General features: G+C 72.3%; 12 protein-coding genes and 1 tRNA gene. 4 read left to right on the top strand and 9 right to left on the bottom strand.

Annotated features, from left to right (window positions below):
- From VN520_RS10640 to VN520_RS10650, 4 genes are all read left to right on the top strand, one after another.
- Window positions 1-1,337, top strand: a 1,337-nt coding sequence (locus VN520_RS10640; RefSeq protein ID WP_325746624.1) for a bifunctional 3'-5' exonuclease/DNA polymerase, incomplete at its 5' end; no start/stop codon positions are given.
- A 272-nt stretch (window positions 1,338-1,609) separates the two neighbouring features.
- The gene (locus VN520_RS39605) at window positions 1,610-1,807 is read left to right on the top strand and encodes a DUF2804 domain-containing protein (protein ID WP_414719819.1); all 198 of its coding nucleotides are present in this window, start codon (window positions 1,610-1,612) and stop codon (window positions 1,805-1,807) included.
- A gap of 9 nt (window positions 1,808-1,816) precedes the next feature.
- Entirely contained in the window at window positions 1,817-2,497 is a 681-nt protein-coding gene (locus VN520_RS10645; protein ID WP_325746625.1) for a phosphotransferase, read from the top strand.
- 381 nt (window positions 2,498-2,878) lie between these two features.
- Window positions 2,879-3,430, top strand: coding sequence for a hypothetical protein (locus tag VN520_RS10650; RefSeq protein ID WP_325746651.1), 552 nt, complete (start codon window positions 2,879-2,881; stop codon window positions 3,428-3,430).
- Here VN520_RS10650 and VN520_RS10655 read toward each other — a convergent pair.
- The 9 genes from VN520_RS10655 to VN520_RS10695 form a co-directional block, all read right to left on the bottom strand.
- Window positions 3,327-4,544 carry an FUSC family protein gene (locus VN520_RS10655; protein WP_325746626.1) on the bottom strand — a complete coding sequence of 406 codons (1,218 nt, stop codon included), beginning with the start codon at window positions 4,542-4,544 and terminating at the stop codon, window positions 3,327-3,329. The genes VN520_RS10650 and VN520_RS10655 overlap by 104 nt on opposite strands.
- Window positions 4,541-5,197, bottom strand: a complete 657-nt coding sequence (locus tag VN520_RS10660; protein WP_325746627.1) for a hypothetical protein — start codon at window positions 5,195-5,197, stop codon at window positions 4,541-4,543. Before VN520_RS10660 ends, VN520_RS10655 begins: the two co-directional genes overlap by 4 nt.
- 262 nt (window positions 5,198-5,459) lie before the next feature.
- Window positions 5,460-5,533: transfer RNA gene (locus VN520_RS10665), tRNA-Thr, on the bottom strand.
- Window positions 5,534-5,631: 98 nt separating this feature from the next.
- On the bottom strand, window positions 5,632-7,161 hold the full coding sequence (locus tag VN520_RS10670) for an alpha/beta hydrolase (protein WP_325746628.1): 1,530 nt from the start codon (window positions 7,159-7,161) through the stop codon (window positions 5,632-5,634).
- Window positions 7,162-7,301: 140 nt separating this feature from the next.
- On the bottom strand, window positions 7,302-8,507 hold the full coding sequence (locus tag VN520_RS10675) for a DNA polymerase III subunit delta' (protein ID WP_325746629.1): 1,206 nt from the start codon (window positions 8,505-8,507) through the stop codon (window positions 7,302-7,304).
- Window positions 8,508-8,618: 111 nt separating this feature from the next.
- Entirely contained in the window at window positions 8,619-11,753 is a 3,135-nt protein-coding gene (tmk, locus tag VN520_RS10680; RefSeq protein WP_325746630.1) for a dTMP kinase, read from the bottom strand.
- Window positions 11,754-12,051: 298 nt separating this feature from the next.
- A complete protein-coding gene (gene topA, locus VN520_RS10685) occupies window positions 12,052-14,934 on the bottom strand; it encodes a type I DNA topoisomerase (RefSeq protein ID WP_325746631.1) in 2,883 nt (960 codons plus the stop codon).
- Between the two features lie 280 nt (window positions 14,935-15,214).
- A complete protein-coding gene (locus VN520_RS10690) occupies window positions 15,215-15,412 on the bottom strand; it encodes a hypothetical protein (protein WP_325746652.1) in 198 nt (65 codons plus the stop codon).
- A 368-nt stretch (window positions 15,413-15,780) separates the two neighbouring features.
- Window positions 15,781-17,286 carry a DUF7059 domain-containing protein gene (locus tag VN520_RS10695; RefSeq protein ID WP_325746632.1) on the bottom strand — a complete coding sequence of 502 codons (1,506 nt, stop codon included), beginning with the start codon at window positions 17,284-17,286 and terminating at the stop codon, window positions 15,781-15,783.
- Between the last annotated feature and the right edge of the window lie 189 nt (window positions 17,287-17,475).

A 17,475-nucleotide genomic window follows, 5' to 3' on the forward strand; every position in this document is an offset into this window, starting at 1 on the left:
TCGAGCCGCGCTCCGGCACCGACCTGCCGTTCGAGGCCCTGCTCCAGGTCTACGCGGATCAGCTGCGCCGCCACGGGGAGACGGAGCACCCCGACAGGATGCGGCTGCTCACCGCCGCCGAATCGGCCGGCATGCTGGTCGCCGCGGAGATGAACAGATCGGGGCTCCCCTGGCGCGCCGATGTACACCGCGAAGTGCTGAACGACCTGCTCGGCGAGCGGTACGCCGGTGGCGGCGAGCCCCGCAGGCTGGCGGAGGCCGCGGACGAGGTGTCGGCCGCCTTCGGCAGACGGGTACGGCCCGATCTGCCGGCCGATGTCATCAAGGCGTTCGCGCAGGCCGGGATCAAGGTGAAGTCGACCCGGCGCTGGGAGCTGGAAGGGCTCGGCCACCCGGCGGTGGAGCCGCTGATCCGCTACAAGAAGCTGTACCGCGTCTGGACGGCACACGGCTGGAGCTGGCTCCAGGACTGGGTGCGCGAGGGCCGCTTCCGCCCCGGGTACCAGCCCGGGGGCACGGTCAGCGGGCGCTGGACGACCAACGGCGGCGGGGCCCTGCAGATCCCCAAGGTGATACGCCAGGCGGTCGTCGCCGACGAGGGCTGGCGGCTGGTCGTGGCGGACGCGGACCAGATGGAGCCGCGCGTGCTGGCCGCGATCTCCCGCGACCGGGGGCTGATGGAGGTGGCCGGACACGAGGGCGACCTCTACAAGGCCCTGTCCGACCGGGCGTTCCACGGCGACCGCGACCACGCCAAGATCGCACTGCTGGGCGCGGTCTACGGGCAGACCTCGGGGGACGGCCTGAAGAACCTGGCGGCGCTGCGGCGGCGGTTCCCGCACGCCGTCGCCTACGTCGACGACGCGGCGAAGGCCGGCGAGGAGGGCCGCCTCGTCCGCACCTGGCTGGGCCGCACGAGTCCGCCCGCCGCCGGGGCGGGCGAGGACGGGGAGGCCGGTATCCCGCAGGGGAGCGAGGAACCGCCGGCCGGGGAGAGCGCGAGCACCGCAGGATTCACTCCGGGCTATGCCTCGTCGAACGCCCGGGCGCGGGGCCGCTTCACCCGCAACTTCGTGGTCCAGGGCAGCGCCGCGGACTGGGCGCTGCTGCTCCTGGCGGCGCTGCGGCAGACGCTCGCCGCCGGGGAGATGCGGGCGGAGCTGGTGTTCTTCCAGCACGACGAGGTGATCGTGCACTGCCCGGCCGGGGAGGCGCCCGCGGTGGTGGAGGCGATCCGGAGGGCCGGGGACCTGGCGGGCCGGGTCGCGTTCGGGGAGACACCGGTGCGGTTCCCGTTCAGCACGGCGGTCGTCGAGCGCTACTCGGACGCCAAATAACCCGCCCGGGACATCCGTCTCCCGGGTGCCGTCGCCGGGGCGCCGGGCTCCGGGCTCCGGGCTCCGGGCTCCGGGCTCCGGGCTCCGGGCTCCGGGCTCCGAGGACACGATCGTCGGCCCCGCCCCGATCCGCCTCAGGCCGTCCGGGAGCAGGTTGCGCATCGGCAGCGGGATCGGATCGCGACGTTCGCGAGGAGCCGGACCGGCAGCGGTCCGTCTCCGGCCCGTCGTCCTCCTGGATCCTCCGTACGCCCCTGTCCGGCCAGGCGGACCTGTCGTTCACGCCGTTCCACCACCGGGCCGCGCACACGGACGCCGGGCTGATCGCCCCTCGCACCGGCCGGCGCTTCGGGCACCACGACGGCCGGGTCCGTGACCACGACGGCGAGATCACCGTGGAGCACCTGCGGGGACGGGCCGAGGACATCCCCGTGCGCCGGTGTCTCCCCCGGCCGGAACGGCGCGGGTAGGTTTCCCCCATGCATATAGGCCCACTCCTGGGTACGGGACGCACCGCCGATGTGTACGCACTCGACGGCCCCTGGGTCCTGCGCCGCTACCGCCACGGCATCGACGTCACCGGTGAGCTGGCCGTGATGTCGTACCTCTCGGCCTCGGGCTTCCCGGTCCCGCGCATCGGTCCGCCGGCCGAGGACGCGCTTCCCACGGACCTGGTGGTGCAGCGGCTGACCGGCCCGACGCTGGCCGAAGCCCTGCTGGCCGGCACGGTCACCGGAGGCGAGGGCGCGGACCTGCTGGCACGGCTCCTTCGGGAGCTGCACGCGATCCCTCCGCGGCTCTCCCAGGACCCCGAGGACCGGATCCTGCATCTGGACCTGCACCCGGAAAAAGTGATCATGACTTCCGGCGGTGCCATGGTGATCGACTGGCTGGCGGCCGGCGAGGGGCCGCCCGCGCTGGACCGGGCCATGACATCGGTGATCCTGGCCCGGACCGCCCTCGATCCGTCGTTCCCCGCCGGTGCTCAGCTCCGGGAGCTGCTGGCGGCGCTGCTCTCCCGGTTCGCGGACGACGGGGGCGTGCCCGCCGACGCCCTCGCCCGCGCCACCGCCCTGCGCGCTGCGGATCCGCAGCTCACCGCGCACGAGACGGCAGTTCTGGACGAGGCGGCGGAGCTGGTCACCTCGCTGGCGGGCTGACGGTACTCCTGCCGTCAGCCCTTCGGCATCCGGGAGCGGCTCCCTTCCGCAGGCAGGCCGGCCCAGCGAGGACACGGCGGTTCGTCGCATCGGTCAGCGACAGATCCAGCTCGGTGAGGATCGCGCCGAAATGCTTGCTGAGCATGCCCCACCGACCGTCAGCGCCTCGGCGACCGAGGCGTTCGGCCGGCCCTCCGCCATCAGGGCCGGCACCTCCCGCTCCCCCCGGCCGGGCGGGACACCGGCACCCCGGTCATGACGCGGGACGCGCAGGTGGCCGCGCACCACCCACGAACCGGCGGCAACACCCGGGCGGGTCTGCTGCTCCTCCTGGGCACCACCCTGCTGTGCACGGGGATCACCCTGGTGAACACCCTGGTCATGGCCGCCTCGGACCGGGAACGTGACCCGGCGGTACTCCGCCTCACCGGTGCCACGAAGGCGCAGGTGCTCCGGCCGGTGGCGGTCGAGGCGCTGATGGTGGCGGCGGGCACGGCCCCGTCGATGCCGAAGCGCCGGGCTCCCGGGATGCGCCGCCCGGTTTCGCGGTGCGCCCCCACCGAGGCGTCGAGGACCACGGTCCCCGGCCTCGTGACCCGGCTCGCGAGCCAGTGCACACCGACGAGAGGACCGGGCACGCCCTGTGCCCCGGCATCGGCGGCCGCTTCCCTGTGCCCGGTGGTCATGAGTGCCCTCCCTCGCGTCGAAGTGCAGGTGCGGTGTCCGGCGTACGGGCTCCGGGCTCCGGGCTCCGGGCTCCGGGCTCCGATGAAGTCTCCGGCCGTCATGACCCGCCCGGCAAAGGTACGGGGCGATCCCCTCGGCCGGCCTACCTCTCCGGTTCGCCCGGCCCCCGGTGCTCGTCCGGCGCGACTTCGAGGAGGACCTCGCAGGTGTACTGGAACTCCTCCAGGAGGCGCGTCGCCTCGGTGACGAGGATGCCGTACGGGGCCGAGGGGTCGGCGAGGGCCAAGGACAGCCGGCGGGTCTCCTCTATCACCTCGTCCCGCCGTGCCTCGGTCTCGCCGGTGAGCCGCTCCAGCCGTTTCGCCTGCGCGAGCAAGGTGGTCTCGTCCAGCGTCGTCAGCACCTCCGCCACCGCGCAGGCCGCCTCCAGGAAGGCCGCGTAACGCTGCAGGAACGGCCGACATGCCTCGTCCTCCTCGATGGAGCGGTCGAGACCACGGGTGAGGGCGGCCACCTGGTAGAGCGTGCGTTCCAGGGCGCCGAGCACGGCCTCGTACCCCCGGAAGCCGGGATGGCCCCGGTAACGGCGGCTCAGGCGCCGGGGGTTGAGCTGGAGGCTCTCCTTGGATTCCTCCAGCCCCGACCTCGCCTGCCCGATCAGTTCCCCGGTCCGTGCCGCCCGGGCCCGCCAGCCTTCGGTGGTGTCCTGGTCGGGCACTCCCCCGGCCAGTACGGGGTACATGTCGGAGAGCAGGTCGTGAAGGGTGCGGGCCAGACTCCGGATGCCGTACTCGGCGCTGCGGTAGCGCAGCGGCGGGGCCACGAGGACGTTGACGGCGGTCCCGATCGCACAGCCGATGAGGACGAGCACCACGATCTCCCCCAGCCGGAAGACACGCTGGGCGTCCCCGGACGACGCGGTGTACGTCGAGAAGGCGAAGAACGCGGCGGTGGCGACCTGCGGTCCCTGTGCTCCCAGGACACGCCAGCGCCCGATCGCGAGGGCGATGAGGGCGACGAGCACGAAGGTCAGCAGATCGGGACCGGCGAGGAACCCGAGGGCGGCCTGCACCAGGACCCCCGCCACGACGGCACCGACGTAGCGCAGTGACTGCACGACCGAGCGGTAGACGGTCACCTGCATGATCAGCACCGCCGAGAACGGGGCGAAGGCAGGCGAGCGCGCGTCGAGGACGTCATAGGCGATCACCCAGGCCACCCCGGCGGCGAGGGCGCTCTTCCCGATCACCAGCAGGGTGTCGCGCTCGTCCCCGTCGTAGGAGAAGGCGCGCCGCCACCACTGGGTCACGGCGGTGAGCCGCCCCCTGCCCGCCCGCTCACTCGTCGTCCCACCGGTCATGAGTACCTGGACCCTCCCGCTCCGTTCGCTGTCATGGCCTCTGCCGCTCCCGCCGCGCACCGGTCGAGCTGCCGTACAGGTCCGGCGAGCGTGTTGGGGTGGGTACCGTGACCGCCCCGGGCGCGGGCCGTCAGGCGCGCGGAGGTGAGGACCGGGAAGCGTCCGGTGCGCAGGACGCGGCGACCGGCCGCCTCCAGCGGGAACACCGGCGCATGGCCCTCACCGCTCTCCGGTGCGGGACAGCCGCCGCAGCGCAGACGGACGTCCGCCCGTACGCCCGGGCCGGCACCGCGGACATGCGGGCGGGAACCAGGCCGGCCGGGGTGGCGGCCTGTCTCCCCGTACTCATGTGTGTGCCGGCGGACCCCGTCGGTGAGCGCGAGATTCCGTCCCTGCGGTCGTACGGTACCCACCAGCACATCCGGGCTCCGCCCGGTACAGCTCCGCCGGTGGGCGAGAGGTCGGCGGGGCGGGGACCCACCGACCATGGCGCTGCCCGGCGGCGGGGAGCCCATCCCGCCCGCGTCGATCGCGACGGCCGCCGCGGCGAAGCGCGGGGCGGTCTCCGCGCACAGGGTGCCGGCATGGAAATCCCCGGCTCCACCGGACCGGGGCGAGGGCACCGCGGGACGCCGCGCGGCGTTCTCCGTCATTCGCGTGCCTCCGTCCGTCCGGCCGGATGCGTTCTCCGCCCGGTCACCTGCGCTCACTCCAGTGCCCTGTGAGGCACGGTTGAAGCAGACCCATGAGAAACCCGGCTCGCCGGGCCACGGAACCGGCCCCCCGCCACGACCGGCGGTCTCCCGGTGGTCCGGCCGCCCGTACAGCCCCGGTCCGGGAGCGGGCGGCTCGCCCGCGGGCTCAATAAAAGCAAAAGCCCCAGGTCACGGCGAGTGAGTCCTGAGGCTTCGGCAGAGCCGCCTTCGGGATTCGAACCCGAGACCTACGCATTACGAGTGCGTTGCTCTGGCCAACTGAGCTAAGGCGGCACGCTCTGTCGCACCATGGTGCGGTCAGCAGCGACGCCAAGTCTACACAGTTTCCGAGGGTGCTCCGCACCACCCGCTCTCGCGACCGTATCCGCAGGTCAGGTGCACTTCTTGCTGTCCTTGGGCGGTGTGCCCTCCAGCAGATAGGTGTTGATCGCCGTGTCGATGCAGTCGCTGCCCCGGCCGTACGCCGTGTGCCCGTCACCGTCATAGGTGAGCAGCGTCCCGGAGGAGAGCTGGTCCGCGAGGGACTCCGCCCACTTGTACGGGGTGGCCGGGTCGCGCGTGGTGCCGACCACGACGATCGGGGCGGCGCCCTCCGCCTCGGTGCGGTGCGGAGTGCCCGTGGCGTCCACGGGCCAGGAGCCACAGTTCAGCGCGGCCCAGGCGAAGCCCCTGCCGAAGACCGGGGAGGCCTTCTCGAATTCCGGGAGGGCCTTCTCCGCCGCCGCGGGGCCGGTGAAGGCGGGGGCCAGGTCGAGGCAGTTCACAGCGGCGTTGGCGAACATCAGGTTGGCGTACTCGCCGCTCGGCCCGCGCTCGTAGTAGCTGTCGGCCAGGGAGAGGAGGCCGGCGCCGTCGCCGCGCTGCGCGGCGGCGACGGCTTCGCGGAGCTGGGGCCAGGCGGACTCGTCGTACATCGCGGCGATCACGCCCGTGGTCGCCAGGGATTCGGTCAGCTGCCGGGTCCCACCGGCCGGCACGGGATCGGTGTCCAGGTCGGAGAAGAGCTTCTTCAGCGCGGCCGCCGCACCGGCGGTGGAGGAGGTGCCCAGCGGGCAGTCCGGCTGCTTCACACAGTCCGCGGCGAAGGACTGGAACGCCCCCTCGAAGCCGGCGGTCTGGTCACGGTTGATGTCGAGCGCGGGGAGCGAGGGGTCCATCGCCCCGTCCAGGACGAGACGGCCCACCCGGGCGGGGAACAGCTCGGCGTAGGTCGCCCCGAGGAAGGTGCCGTACGAGGCGCCGACGTAATGCAGCTTCTCGTCGCCGAGCAGGGAGCGCAGGATGTCCATGTCGCGCGCCGTCTCGACCGTGGAGACATGGGGAAGGATCTTGCCGGAGCGCTTCTCGCAGCCGTCGGCGAACTTCTCGAAGGACTTCCTCAGCGCGGTGATCTCGCCCTTGTCGTCCGGCGTCTGGTCGACCTGTGTGTAGGCGTCCATCTCCTTGCCGGTGAGGCACTCGACCGGTTCGCTGCGGGCCACCCCGCGCGGATCGATGGACACCATGTCGTACCGGGCCCGGACGGGGGCGGGGTAACCGATGGCCGCGTACCCCTGGAGATAATCGATGGCCGAGCCCCCGGGACCGCCGGGATTCACCAGGAGCGAGCCGATCCGCTCGCCCGGCCCCGTGGCCTTCTTACGGGAGACAGCCAGCTCGACGTCTCCGCCGTCAGGCTTCGCGTAGTCCAGCGGGGCCTTCATCGTGGCGCACTGGAAGCCCTCCACCCCGCAGTCCCGCCAACTCAGCTTCTGTCCGTAGTACGGCTCCAGCTCCTCGGCGGTGGCCGAACCCGTCGCCGACGCACTCGACGACGGACTTCCGCTGCTGCAGCCGGAGAGGAGAAGACCGGCAGTGCCGAGCGCGGTGGCGAAGATACGGAGCAGGCGCCTGGTGTCCATCCCCGGAGCGTAGCCTCCGCGTGACGATTCAACCGATTTCCCGCTCTTACGGGTGAATCCGCTCGACTCCGTGGACCATGCGGGACTACGGGACGACGGGAGACTGCTCCACCACGCGGGGTGCCGGACGCCGCCGGAGGTCAGCCCGCCCGGAGCGCCATCGTCATCGCCTCCACGGCGAGCAGCGGCGCGACGTTGCGGTCGAGGGCGCGGCGGCAGGCGAACACGGCCTCGATCCGGCGGAGGGTGCGCTCGGGGGTGGACGACTCGGCGATCCGGTCCAGGGCGTCCCGTACGTCGGTGTTGGCGAGGGCGATCCGGGAGCCGAGCTGGAGCGCCAGCACATCACGGTAGAAACCGGTGAGTTCACTCAGCGCGAGATCGAGGCTGTCGCGCTGCGTACGCGTCCTCCGGCGCTTCTGCCTGTCCTCCAGCTCCTTCATCGCACCTGCCGTCCCGCGCGGCATCCGGCCCCCGGCCACCCCGCCGAGCGCCGCCTTCAGCTCGTCCGTCTCCTTGACGTCGACCTCCTCGGCGACCTGCTTGGCGTCGTCCGTAGCCGTGTCGATGAGCTCCTGGGCCGCCTTGAGACAGCCACCGACATCATGAACACGCAGCGGGAGCTTGAGCACGGCAGCACGACGGGAACGCGCCCGCTCGTCCGTGGCCAGGCGGCGCGCCCTGTCGATGTGCCCCTGAGTGGCACGGGCGGCTGCCGCCGCCCTCTCGGGGTCGATGCCGTCGCGTCTGACCAGCACATCGGCCACGGCGTCCACGGGAGGCGTACGCAACGTGAGGTGGCGGCACCGGGAACGGATCGTGGGCAGCACGTCTTCGAGGGAGGGGGCGCAGAGCAGCCACACCGTGCGGGGCGCGGGCTCCTCCACCGCCTTCAGCAGGACGTTCCCGGCGCCCTCGGTGAGACGGTCGGCGTCCTCCATGACGATGACCTGCCAGCGGCCCACGGCGGGGGACAGCTGGGCGCGGCGGACCAGCTCACGGGTCTCCTTCACACCGATGGAGAGCAGATCCGTGCGGATCACCTCGACGTCGGCGTGGGTCCCGATCAGGGCCGTGTGGCAGCCGTCGCAGAACCCGCAGCCGGGAGCCCCGCCCAGGGCGCGGTCGGGGCTGGTGCACTGGAGCGCCGCGGCGAAGGCACGGGCGGCGGTGGACCGGCCGGAGCCGGGCGGACCCGTGAACAGCCAGGCATGGGTCATCTTCGAGCCCGGAGGAACCGGCTCACCCTCGGAATTGGCGGTGACCAGCGCATCGGCGTCCCGGGCGGCGGCTCCGAGCTGCTCCTGCACCCGGTCCTGTCCGACCAGGTCGTCCCATACGGTCATGGTCACCGCCCTTCCGGTGGTGTGCTGCGGGAACGCCGGGATGCCGACGCCTCCCCATTGTGCGGGAAGGCACTGACAGTCCCGGCGTTCCGTCCCCGGGCTCTCCGCCCGTCAGCGGCGCGGCCGGCGTCCGCCCCGTCCGGAGCCGCCCTGATCCTCGTCGTTGCCGCCGAGCAGTTCGTCCGCCAGGGACGGCAGGTCGTCGAGCGGCGTCTCCTCGGCCCAGTCGGGACGCGGCCGCTTCCGGCGGCCGGGAGCGTCCTGAGCCTCCCGGTCCGCCTGCGGGTCCTCACCCTGCGGGACCTCGATCTGCGGCAGTTCACGCGTGCGCTCGTTCTCGCTCTCGGCAGCAAAAGCGCGGGGCTCGTCACGGAAGACACCCGGCGGTACGCGGTCGGACGGGTTCTCGTCCCGCACGGGCGGCAGGACCGCTGTCTCGTCCGCGTCCCGCACGGGCGGCAGGACCGCCGTCCCGTCCGCCGGGCGGTCCGGCCGGGCGACGGGCACGGGCTGGGTGATCTCGTTCGGGTTCACGACCGGAGTCGGGACGGTGAGCTCGTTGTCCGGCACGGACGGCCCGGCGGACCCGGAGCCGGACCCGGGCCCGGACCGGCCGGACTCCTGGGAACGCTGGGCGGCAGCCGCAGCAGCGGCCTCCTCGGCCCGGGCAGCCGCCTCGGCCTCGGCGCGACGGCGGGCCTCCTCGGCCCTCACCAGCGCCTCCTCAGCCTTGCGCTGCTTCTCCAGGCGCAGTGTCTCCGCCTCCTTGCGCAGCCGCGCCTCCTCCTGGGCCTGCGCGCGCAACCGCTCCTGCTCGGCCTCGCGTGCGCGTTCCTCGGCCTCGAGACGCGCCCGCTCCTCCTCGGCGCGGCGACGGGCCTCCTCGGCGCGCTGCCGGGCCTCCTCCGCCTGCCGTTCCGCCTCGCGCTGCCGCGCCTCCTCCTCCTCGCGGCGCCTGCGCTCCTCCTCCTCGGCCCGGAGCTTGGCGAGCTGAGCCTGCCGCTCACGCTCCAGCCGCTCCTCCTCGGCCTTGCGGGCCGCCTCTTCCTCGGCCTTGCGCCGGGCCTCCTCCTCGGCCGCCCTGCGCGCCTCCTCCCGGGCCTTGATCTCGGCCTCGGAGAGCGGCAGGAGCCGGTCGAGCCGGTGGCGTACGACGGTGGTGATCGCTTCGGGTTCCTGTCCGGCGTCCACCACGAGGTAACGGGCCGGGTCGGCCGCCGCGAGGGTGAGGAAGCCGGACCGCACCCGGGTGTGGAATTCGGCCGGTTCGGACTCCAGCCGGTCGGGCGCCTCGGTGAAGCGTTCCCGCGCCGTCTCCGGGTCGACGTCCAGGAGCACCGTCAGATGCGGTACGAGTCCGCTCGTCGCCCAGCGCGAGATCCGGGCGATCTCGGTCGGGGCGAGGTCCCGGCCCGCTCCCTGGTAGGCCACGGACGAGTCGATGTAGCGGTCCGAGATGACGATCGCGCCGCGCTCCAGCGCCGGACGGACGACCGAGTCCACGTGCTCGGCACGGTCGGCGGCGTACAGGAGTGCCTCGGCGCGGTTCGACAGGCCGGCCGACGAGACGTCCAGCAGGATCGAACGCAGTCGCTTGCCGACCGGGGTGGCCCCCGGCTCGCGCGTCACGACGACCTCGTGGCCCTTGGCCCGGATCCATTCGGCGAGCGCCTCGACCTGGGTGGACTTGCCCGCTCCGTCGCCGCCTTCCAGGGCGAGGAAGAAACCGTTCGCCGCGGGCGCGACGGCGGGGTCGCCGCCGCGCAGCGCCTCACGCAGGTCACGGCGGAGCGGCACACCGGCACGGTCGTCGGTCCTGGCAAGGACGATCACGGCGACCGGCAGCAGCAGGGCGCCGATGAGCATCAGCGCGAAGGCCGCTCCACCGTGTGCGAAGACGAAGTCACCGGATCCCAGACGGTGGCGTCCGATGGCCGCGGCGAGCAGCGGACCGCCCACCGCGCCGAGCGCGACCAGCACCCGGACGACTGCCTGGAGGTGCTCGGTTGACCTGGCCTGCCGGAAAGCCTCCGTCTCCTGGTCGATGACCGCGTGCCCGATGTGGGCGGCGACCCCCGCCGCGTAACCGGCGAGCAGCGCGAGCAGCAGTCCGGTGGCGGTGTCGGGCACCAGGCCGAGCGCGAGCAGCGCCACGCCCGTGACCGCGACGGCCAGTGCGAGCAGCCGGCGCCGCGACAGGGCGGGCAGCACCTTCTGCGCGGTACGGATACCGAGGGCCGTGCCACCGGTCAGAGCCAGGATCAGCAGGGCGAAGGTGGCAGGTCCGCCGTCGAGGTCGGCGGCGTGCAGCACGGAGACGGCCGCAGCGGCGGCGATCGCCCCGGCGACCGCGGAGCACGCGGCGACGACCAGCGGGATGCTGCCGGTGCGGCCCTTGTCGGGCCCCGTGCCGGTGGCAGGCCGGCGCAGCCCCTCCAGGGGCGAGCGCGGGCGGGGCGTCTGCGTGGCCGGAAGCCGGAGGAAGTACAGGATCGAGACGGAGGCCGAGAAGAGTCCCGCCGCGACGTAGGAACCGAGAGCGGCCTGGTGGAAGGAGAACCAGTCGAAGCCGGTGCCGAGGAGCTCACCGATCAGCGCGGCGACCACCAGCACGGCCGCGGCCGCGGGAACCGACAGGAAGTTCGTCCGCAGGGAGAGCCTGCGAAGGGCGTCGAGGTGGTCCGGCAGCGGGCGCACGGCGGCGCCCTCCGGGGGCGGGGCGGGGAGCAGCGCCGGAGCCGCGCTCTCCTTGGCCACCGTCCACAGCCGCTCGCCGGCACCCGCCACGAAGACGGTGATCAGGATCATCATGAGTGCCTTGTCAGGCATCCAGTCGATCCACAGGGGCGCGACGACCAGCAGGGCGAGGCGCAGCGCGTCCACCCCGATCATCAGCCAGCGCCGGTCGACCGGGCCGCCGGGCGCCGTGAGCGCCGTCAGCGGTCCCAGGAGTACGGCTCCGAAGAGCACGGTGGAAAGGATCCGGGCACCGAACACGGCGGCGACGGCAAAGGCCGCCCCCCGGTATCCGGCCCCGAAGGAGCCCTCGAGGACCGCCGCCTGCAGAGACAACAGCACAAGCACGAGAAGGGCGAGTGAATCGCCGATACCGCCGACGAGCTGGGCGCTCCACAACCGCCTGAGCGGGGGAACACGCAACAGGGCTCGTACGGCGCGCTCGCGTGAGTCTGCGGCAAGTGTGTCGGAGGTGGGGCTCACGACCGGTGGCTGCTCGGCTCGCGTCATCCGCCCAGCCTATCGGGAGCGGTGCGGTACCCGGGGGCCGCGTCCGAACATACGATCAGTGGAGGCGCGGCAGCACCTCATGCGAACGCCGGCAGCACCTCATACGAACGCCGGAAGGGCCGGGGCGACCCGGCCCTTCCGGCGTTCGGACACAACCGGTGGCCAGCTCTCCACCCCTGCGCAGCCGACGGCCGACCTCCGCAGCGGATCCCACGGCCGGGGCCCGACGACCGGCCTCCGCGGCGGACCCCACGGCCGAGGTCCGGCGGCCGGCGTTTCACCGTCGGCCGCCGGGTGGTCAGCTCTCCTCGGACGAGGCCGGAGCCGTCTCCTTCGCCGCGACGGCCGCCTTTTTCGCAGGCGCCTTCTTGGCCGCGGCCGTCTTCTTCGCCGCCGTCGTCCTGGTGGCGGTCGTCTTGGCGGCGGTCGTCTTCTTCGCCACCGCCTTCTTGGCCGTCGTGGCCTTCTTCGCGGTCGCCTTCTTGGCAGGGGCCTTCTTCGCCGTCTTCTTCTTCGCCGGCCCCTTGGCCCGCTTCTCGGCGAGCAGCTCGTAGCCGCGCTCCGGCGTGATGCCCTCGACGCTGTCGTCGGTCCGCAGTGTCGCGTTCGTCTCGCCGTCGGTGACGTACGCACCGAAGCGGCCGTCCTTCACGACCACCGGAGCCCCGCTCACGGGGTCCGTGCCCAGTTCCTTCAGCGGCGGCTTGGCGGCGGCCCGCCCGCGCTGCTTCGGCTGGGCATAGATCGCGAGGGCCTCTTCGAGGGTGATGTCGAAGAGCTGGTCCTCGGACGTCAGGGAACGCGAGTCCGTGCCCTTCTTGAGGTAGGGCCCGTAACGGCCGTTCTGCGCGGTGATCTCGACGCCCTCGGCGTCCTCGCCGACGACCCTCGGCAGGGACATCAGCTTGAGCGCGTCTGCCAGCGTCACCGTGTCGAGCGACATGGACTTGAAGAGCGACGCGGTCCGCGGCTTCACCGCGTTCTTGCCCGTCTTCGGCGTGCCCTCGGGCAGCACCTCGGTGACGTACGGGCCGTAACGCCCGTCCTTCGCGATGATCTGGTTGCCGCTGACCGGGTCGGTGCCCAGCTCGAAATCGCCGCTCGGCTTGGCCAGCAGCTCCTCCGCGAGTTCCACGGACAGTTCGTCGGGGGCCAGGTCCTCCGGCACGTCCGCGCGCTGGTGGCCCTCGGAGTCCTTCTCGCCACGCTCGATGTACGGCCCGTAGCGGCCGACGCGGAGCTTGATGTCGTTGCCGACGGGGAACGAGGAAATTTCACGGGCGTCGATCGCACCCAGGTCCGTCACGAGCTCCTTCAGGCCGCCGAGGTGGTCCCCGTCGCCGTTGCCCGCGGCGGAGGCGGTGCCCGCTCCGGCGGTGTCGTCGCCGGTGCCGAAGTAGAAGTGCCGCAGCCACGGCACGGACTGGGCCTCACCCCGCGCGATGCGGTCGAGGTCGTCCTCCATGCGTGCGGTGAAGTCGTAGTCGACGAGGCGGCCGAAGTGCTTCTCCAGCAGGTTGACCACGGCGAACGAGAGGAACGACGGCACCAGGGCCGTCCCCTTCTTGAACACGTAACCGCGGTCCAGGATGGTCCCGATGATCGAGGCGTACGTCGACGGGCGGCCGATCTCCCGCTCTTCGAGCTCCTTGACCAGCGAGGCCTCGGTGTAACGGGCCGGCGGCTTGGTCGCGTGGCCGTCGACCGTGACCTCGTCGGCGGTCAGCGCGTCGCCCTCGGCCACCTGCGGCAGCCTGCGCTCGCGGTCGTCCAGCTCGGCGTTCGGGTCGTCCGCGCCTTCGACGTACGCCTTCATGAAGCCGTGGAAGGTGATCGTCTTGCCGGACGCGGAGAACTCGGCGTCGCGGCCGTCGCTCGCCCGGCCGCCGATCTTCACGGTGACGGAGTTGCCCGTGGCGTCCTTCATCTGGGAGGCGACGGTCCGCTTCCAGATCAGCTCGTACAGCCGGAACTGGTCACCGGTGAGGCCCGTCTCGGCCGGGGTGCGGAAGCGGTCGCCGGAGGGGCGGATCGCCTCGTGCGCCTCCTGCGCGTTCTTGACCTTCCCGGCGTACGTGCGGGGCCTGTCGGGCAGGTAGTTCGCCCCGTACAGCTGCGTGACCTGCGCCCGGGCCGCGGAGACCGCGGTGTCCGAGAGGGTCGTGGAGTCCGTACGCATATAGGTGATGAAGCCGTTCTCGTACAGCTTCTGCGCCACCTGCATCGTGGCCTTGGCTCCGAAGCCCAGCTTCCGGCTCGCCTCCTGCTGGAGGGTCGTCGTGCGGAAGGGTGCGTACGGCGAGCGGCGGTACGGCTTGGACTCCACCGAGCGGACCGCGAACGTGGAGCCGGCGAGTGCCGCGGCCAGGGCGCGGGCATTCACCTCGTCCAGGTGCAGCGTCTGGCCCGAGGAGGACTTGAGCTGCCCGTCCGGGCCGAAGTCGCGGCCCTGGGCGATGCGGCGCCCGTCGACCGCGCTGAGGCGGGCGGTGAGCGTCGAAGGGTCGGAGATGTCCCCGGTGCGGCCGGTGGCGAAGGTACCGGTCAGGTCCCAGTACTCGGCGGACCGGAAGGCGATGCGCTCGCGCTCGCGCTCGACGACGAGGCGGGTGGCCACGGACTGGACACGGCCCGCGGAGAGCCGCGGCATGACCTTCTTCCACAGGACCGGCGAGACCTCGTAGCCGTAGAGGCGGTCGAGGATACGGCGGGTCTCCTGGGCGTCGACCATGCGCTGGTTGAGCTCGCGCGGATTGGCGACCGCGGCCCGGATCGCGTCCTTGGTGATCTCGTGGAAGACCATCCGGTGGACCGGGACCTTGGGCTTGAGGACTTCCTGCAGGTGCCACGCGATGGCTTCGCCCTCGCGGTCCTCATCGGTGGCGAGGAAGAGTTCGTCGGATTCGGCGAGAAGCTGCTTGAGCTTCCTGACCTGGGCTTTCTTGTCTGCGTTGACGACGTAGATCGGCTGGAAGTCGTTCTCGACGTCCACACCGAGGCGGCGTACCTCACCGGTGTATTCATCCGGCACCTCGGCGGCGCCGTTCGGCAGGTCGCGGATGTGCCCGACGCTCGCCTCGACGACGTATCCGGGGCCGAGATAGCCCTTGATCGTCTTCGCCTTGGCAGGCGACTCGACAATGACGAGTCGGCGGCCTGCGGTCTCGCTGGTCGGGGACAACTTCGCTCTTCTCTCCGGTCGGCACTCGTGGGCATCCGGGCAGCGCTCTGACGCTGCCCGCGGTGCTGTCGCTGCGGAGTGTGACGGTACAACCCGCCCCCGTGTCAAACGGCAAAAGCCCGCAACGGCCACTCGAACGGTAACCCGACTTCCGCCATTCCTGCCGCCCGGACTGCCCGGTCCGGCCCTCACACGGCTTTCGCCTGCGGGTTTCGAGGCCTGGCGGAGGAGCCTGCCGGGCGGCCGGTCCGAGGCCGCCGTCCCCTGCCGGAGCAGCGGATCAGCTGCGGGTGAAGCACCACACGCCGAGGACGAGGAAGAGTACGCCGAAGAACGTGGCGAGAACGGTGGAGGCGACGGGGCTCACACCGAGCGCAACCGGCGCACGCTGAATGGTGCGCGCCCCCGTCCATACGAGGAGAGCGGCTCCGAACAGCGTGAATGCCGCACCGGCGAAGACAGCGGTGACGCTCTCCATGTCCGTGCCCCTCTCGCTCTTCCCCTCGGCTGACACCGTGGCGCTCGTACGCCGTCGTGTCCCCCTTGGCTCCCGCGCCCCCGTCCGGTGGCCCGGCAGGGCTGTCGGACGGCTCGCTGCCGGGTGACGCGGCAGAGGGGAGGCTGCCATGCCGGGGCGTCGCGGGCACGTACCCCGGATGAACGCCGGACATCTGCCCGGAGAACGGTCATGAGCGGAACCTGCGGCCACGCCGGAGCGTCACATGGACACACGTGAAGACGCTGGTCAGAAGGGTGTTGAGGGCCGGAGGCCCGGTATCGCTGCGCAGAAACGGAGCGTGACGGCAGACCGGGTCAGCCGGCCCCGTGCGAGGGCGCGGCGCCGCCTCACCGCACGGGCTCCAGGAAGCCTTCCTCCACCAGGAGCCGGATCGCCTGCGGGGTACGGTCACGCAGCAGCACCGGGTCCTCGGCCATCAACTGGGCGATGGCGTCCAGGATGCGGCCCGCGGGCAGCGAACCGTCGCACACGCCTGCGAATCCGGCTCCGACCGCGTCGACCTTGGTCGCACGCCGCATCCCACGGTGCTGACGCAGCACCACATGCTCGGGGTCCTCGGCGCCCGGCAGCCCGACCTGCTCCTGGACGATCTCCTCGGCAAGGGTGAAGTGCGCGGCGAGCAGGGCCGCGTCGTCGTGCTCCCGCAGATAGTCCTGCCGCGCGAAATGGGCCTCGACGGCGGGCCCGAGGGGCTGTTCCACCGCGTGCGGCCACTCCTCGGCCACGAGCGAGGGGGTCCCGGCGGCGGCCGCGGCGGACTTCCGGAGTGTGATCCAGCCGAAACCGACCGCCTTGGTACTGCGGGCCTCGAACTCGTCCAGCCACGCCTCGTACCGCTGGACGTAGACGGCGGGGTCGGTGCGGTGGTCTCCGCTGTCGCGCAGCCACAGCTCGGCGTACTGCGTGATGTCCTGCACCTCGCGCTGCACGATCCAGGCGTCACAGCCGGCGGGCACCCAGGAGCGCACCCGGTCCTGCCATTCCTCGCCCTCCACGTGCTGCCAGTTCGCGAGGAACTGCGCGTACCCGCCCTCGTTGAGCCGGTCCCCGGCCTGCTGCACGAGGGTCCGGCACAGATCGTCGCCGCCCATGCCGCCGTCGCGGTAGGTCAGCCGCGCACCGGGGGAAATGACGAAGGGCGGGTTGGACACGATCAAGTCGTACGTCTCGTCGCCGACCGGTTCGAAGAGAGAGCCCTCCCGCAGATCGGCGGGTGCGGCTCCGGACAGGGCAAGGGTCAGGCGGGTGAATTCCAGCGCACGCGGGTTGACGTCCGTGGCCGTGACCCGGGTGGAGTGCTGGGCGGCGTGCAGGGCTTGGATGCCGGAGCCCGTACCGAGGTCGAGGGCGGAGGCCACCGGCTTCCGAACGGTGATCCCGGCGAGCGTGGTGGAGGCCCCGCCGACGCCGAGGACCACGCCTTCCTCGTGCGAGCCGATGCCGCCCGCACCGCCGACCGCGCATCCCAGGTCGGAGACGATGAACCAGTCCTGCCCGTCGGGCCCACCGTAGGGCCGTACGTCGACCGTCGCTCTCACCAGGTCGCCCCCGTGGACGGCCCAGCCGTCCGCCACGCATTCCGCCAGAGGGAGGGCGGCGGCGGCCGCGGCGGCCGGAACGGGGCGCTGCAGGAGGAACAGCCGCACCAGCGTGTCCAGCGGCGAGTCCCCGCGGGTGGCCCGGAGCGCCGGGACGGTTTCGCTGCGGGCGAGCGCTGCGTACGCGGGCGCGCCGAGCCGTTCGAGGAGGCCATCGGCGGTGAACGCGGCGGCGATCAGGGCTTCGCGGAGCCGGGGAGCGTGGTCGGATGCGGGGAGGCTGGTCGTACTCACCCGCCCATTGTGTCCGCTCACACCGACAACGGCAGCTGCCCGGCCCCCGCGAGGGACGGCCGGGCAGCAACTGCGAGGGGTCACGACCGCTACGGGATGCCGACCCGCTACGGCATGCCGTCCACTGCGGGACGCCGGTCGCTGCGGGACGCCGGTCGCTGCGGGACGCCGGTCACTGCGGGATGCCGA

The sequence above is a fragment of the Streptomyces sp. genome (assembly GCF_035563135.1).
In the GTDB taxonomy this organism is placed as follows: domain Bacteria; phylum Actinomycetota; class Actinomycetes; order Streptomycetales; family Streptomycetaceae; genus Streptomyces.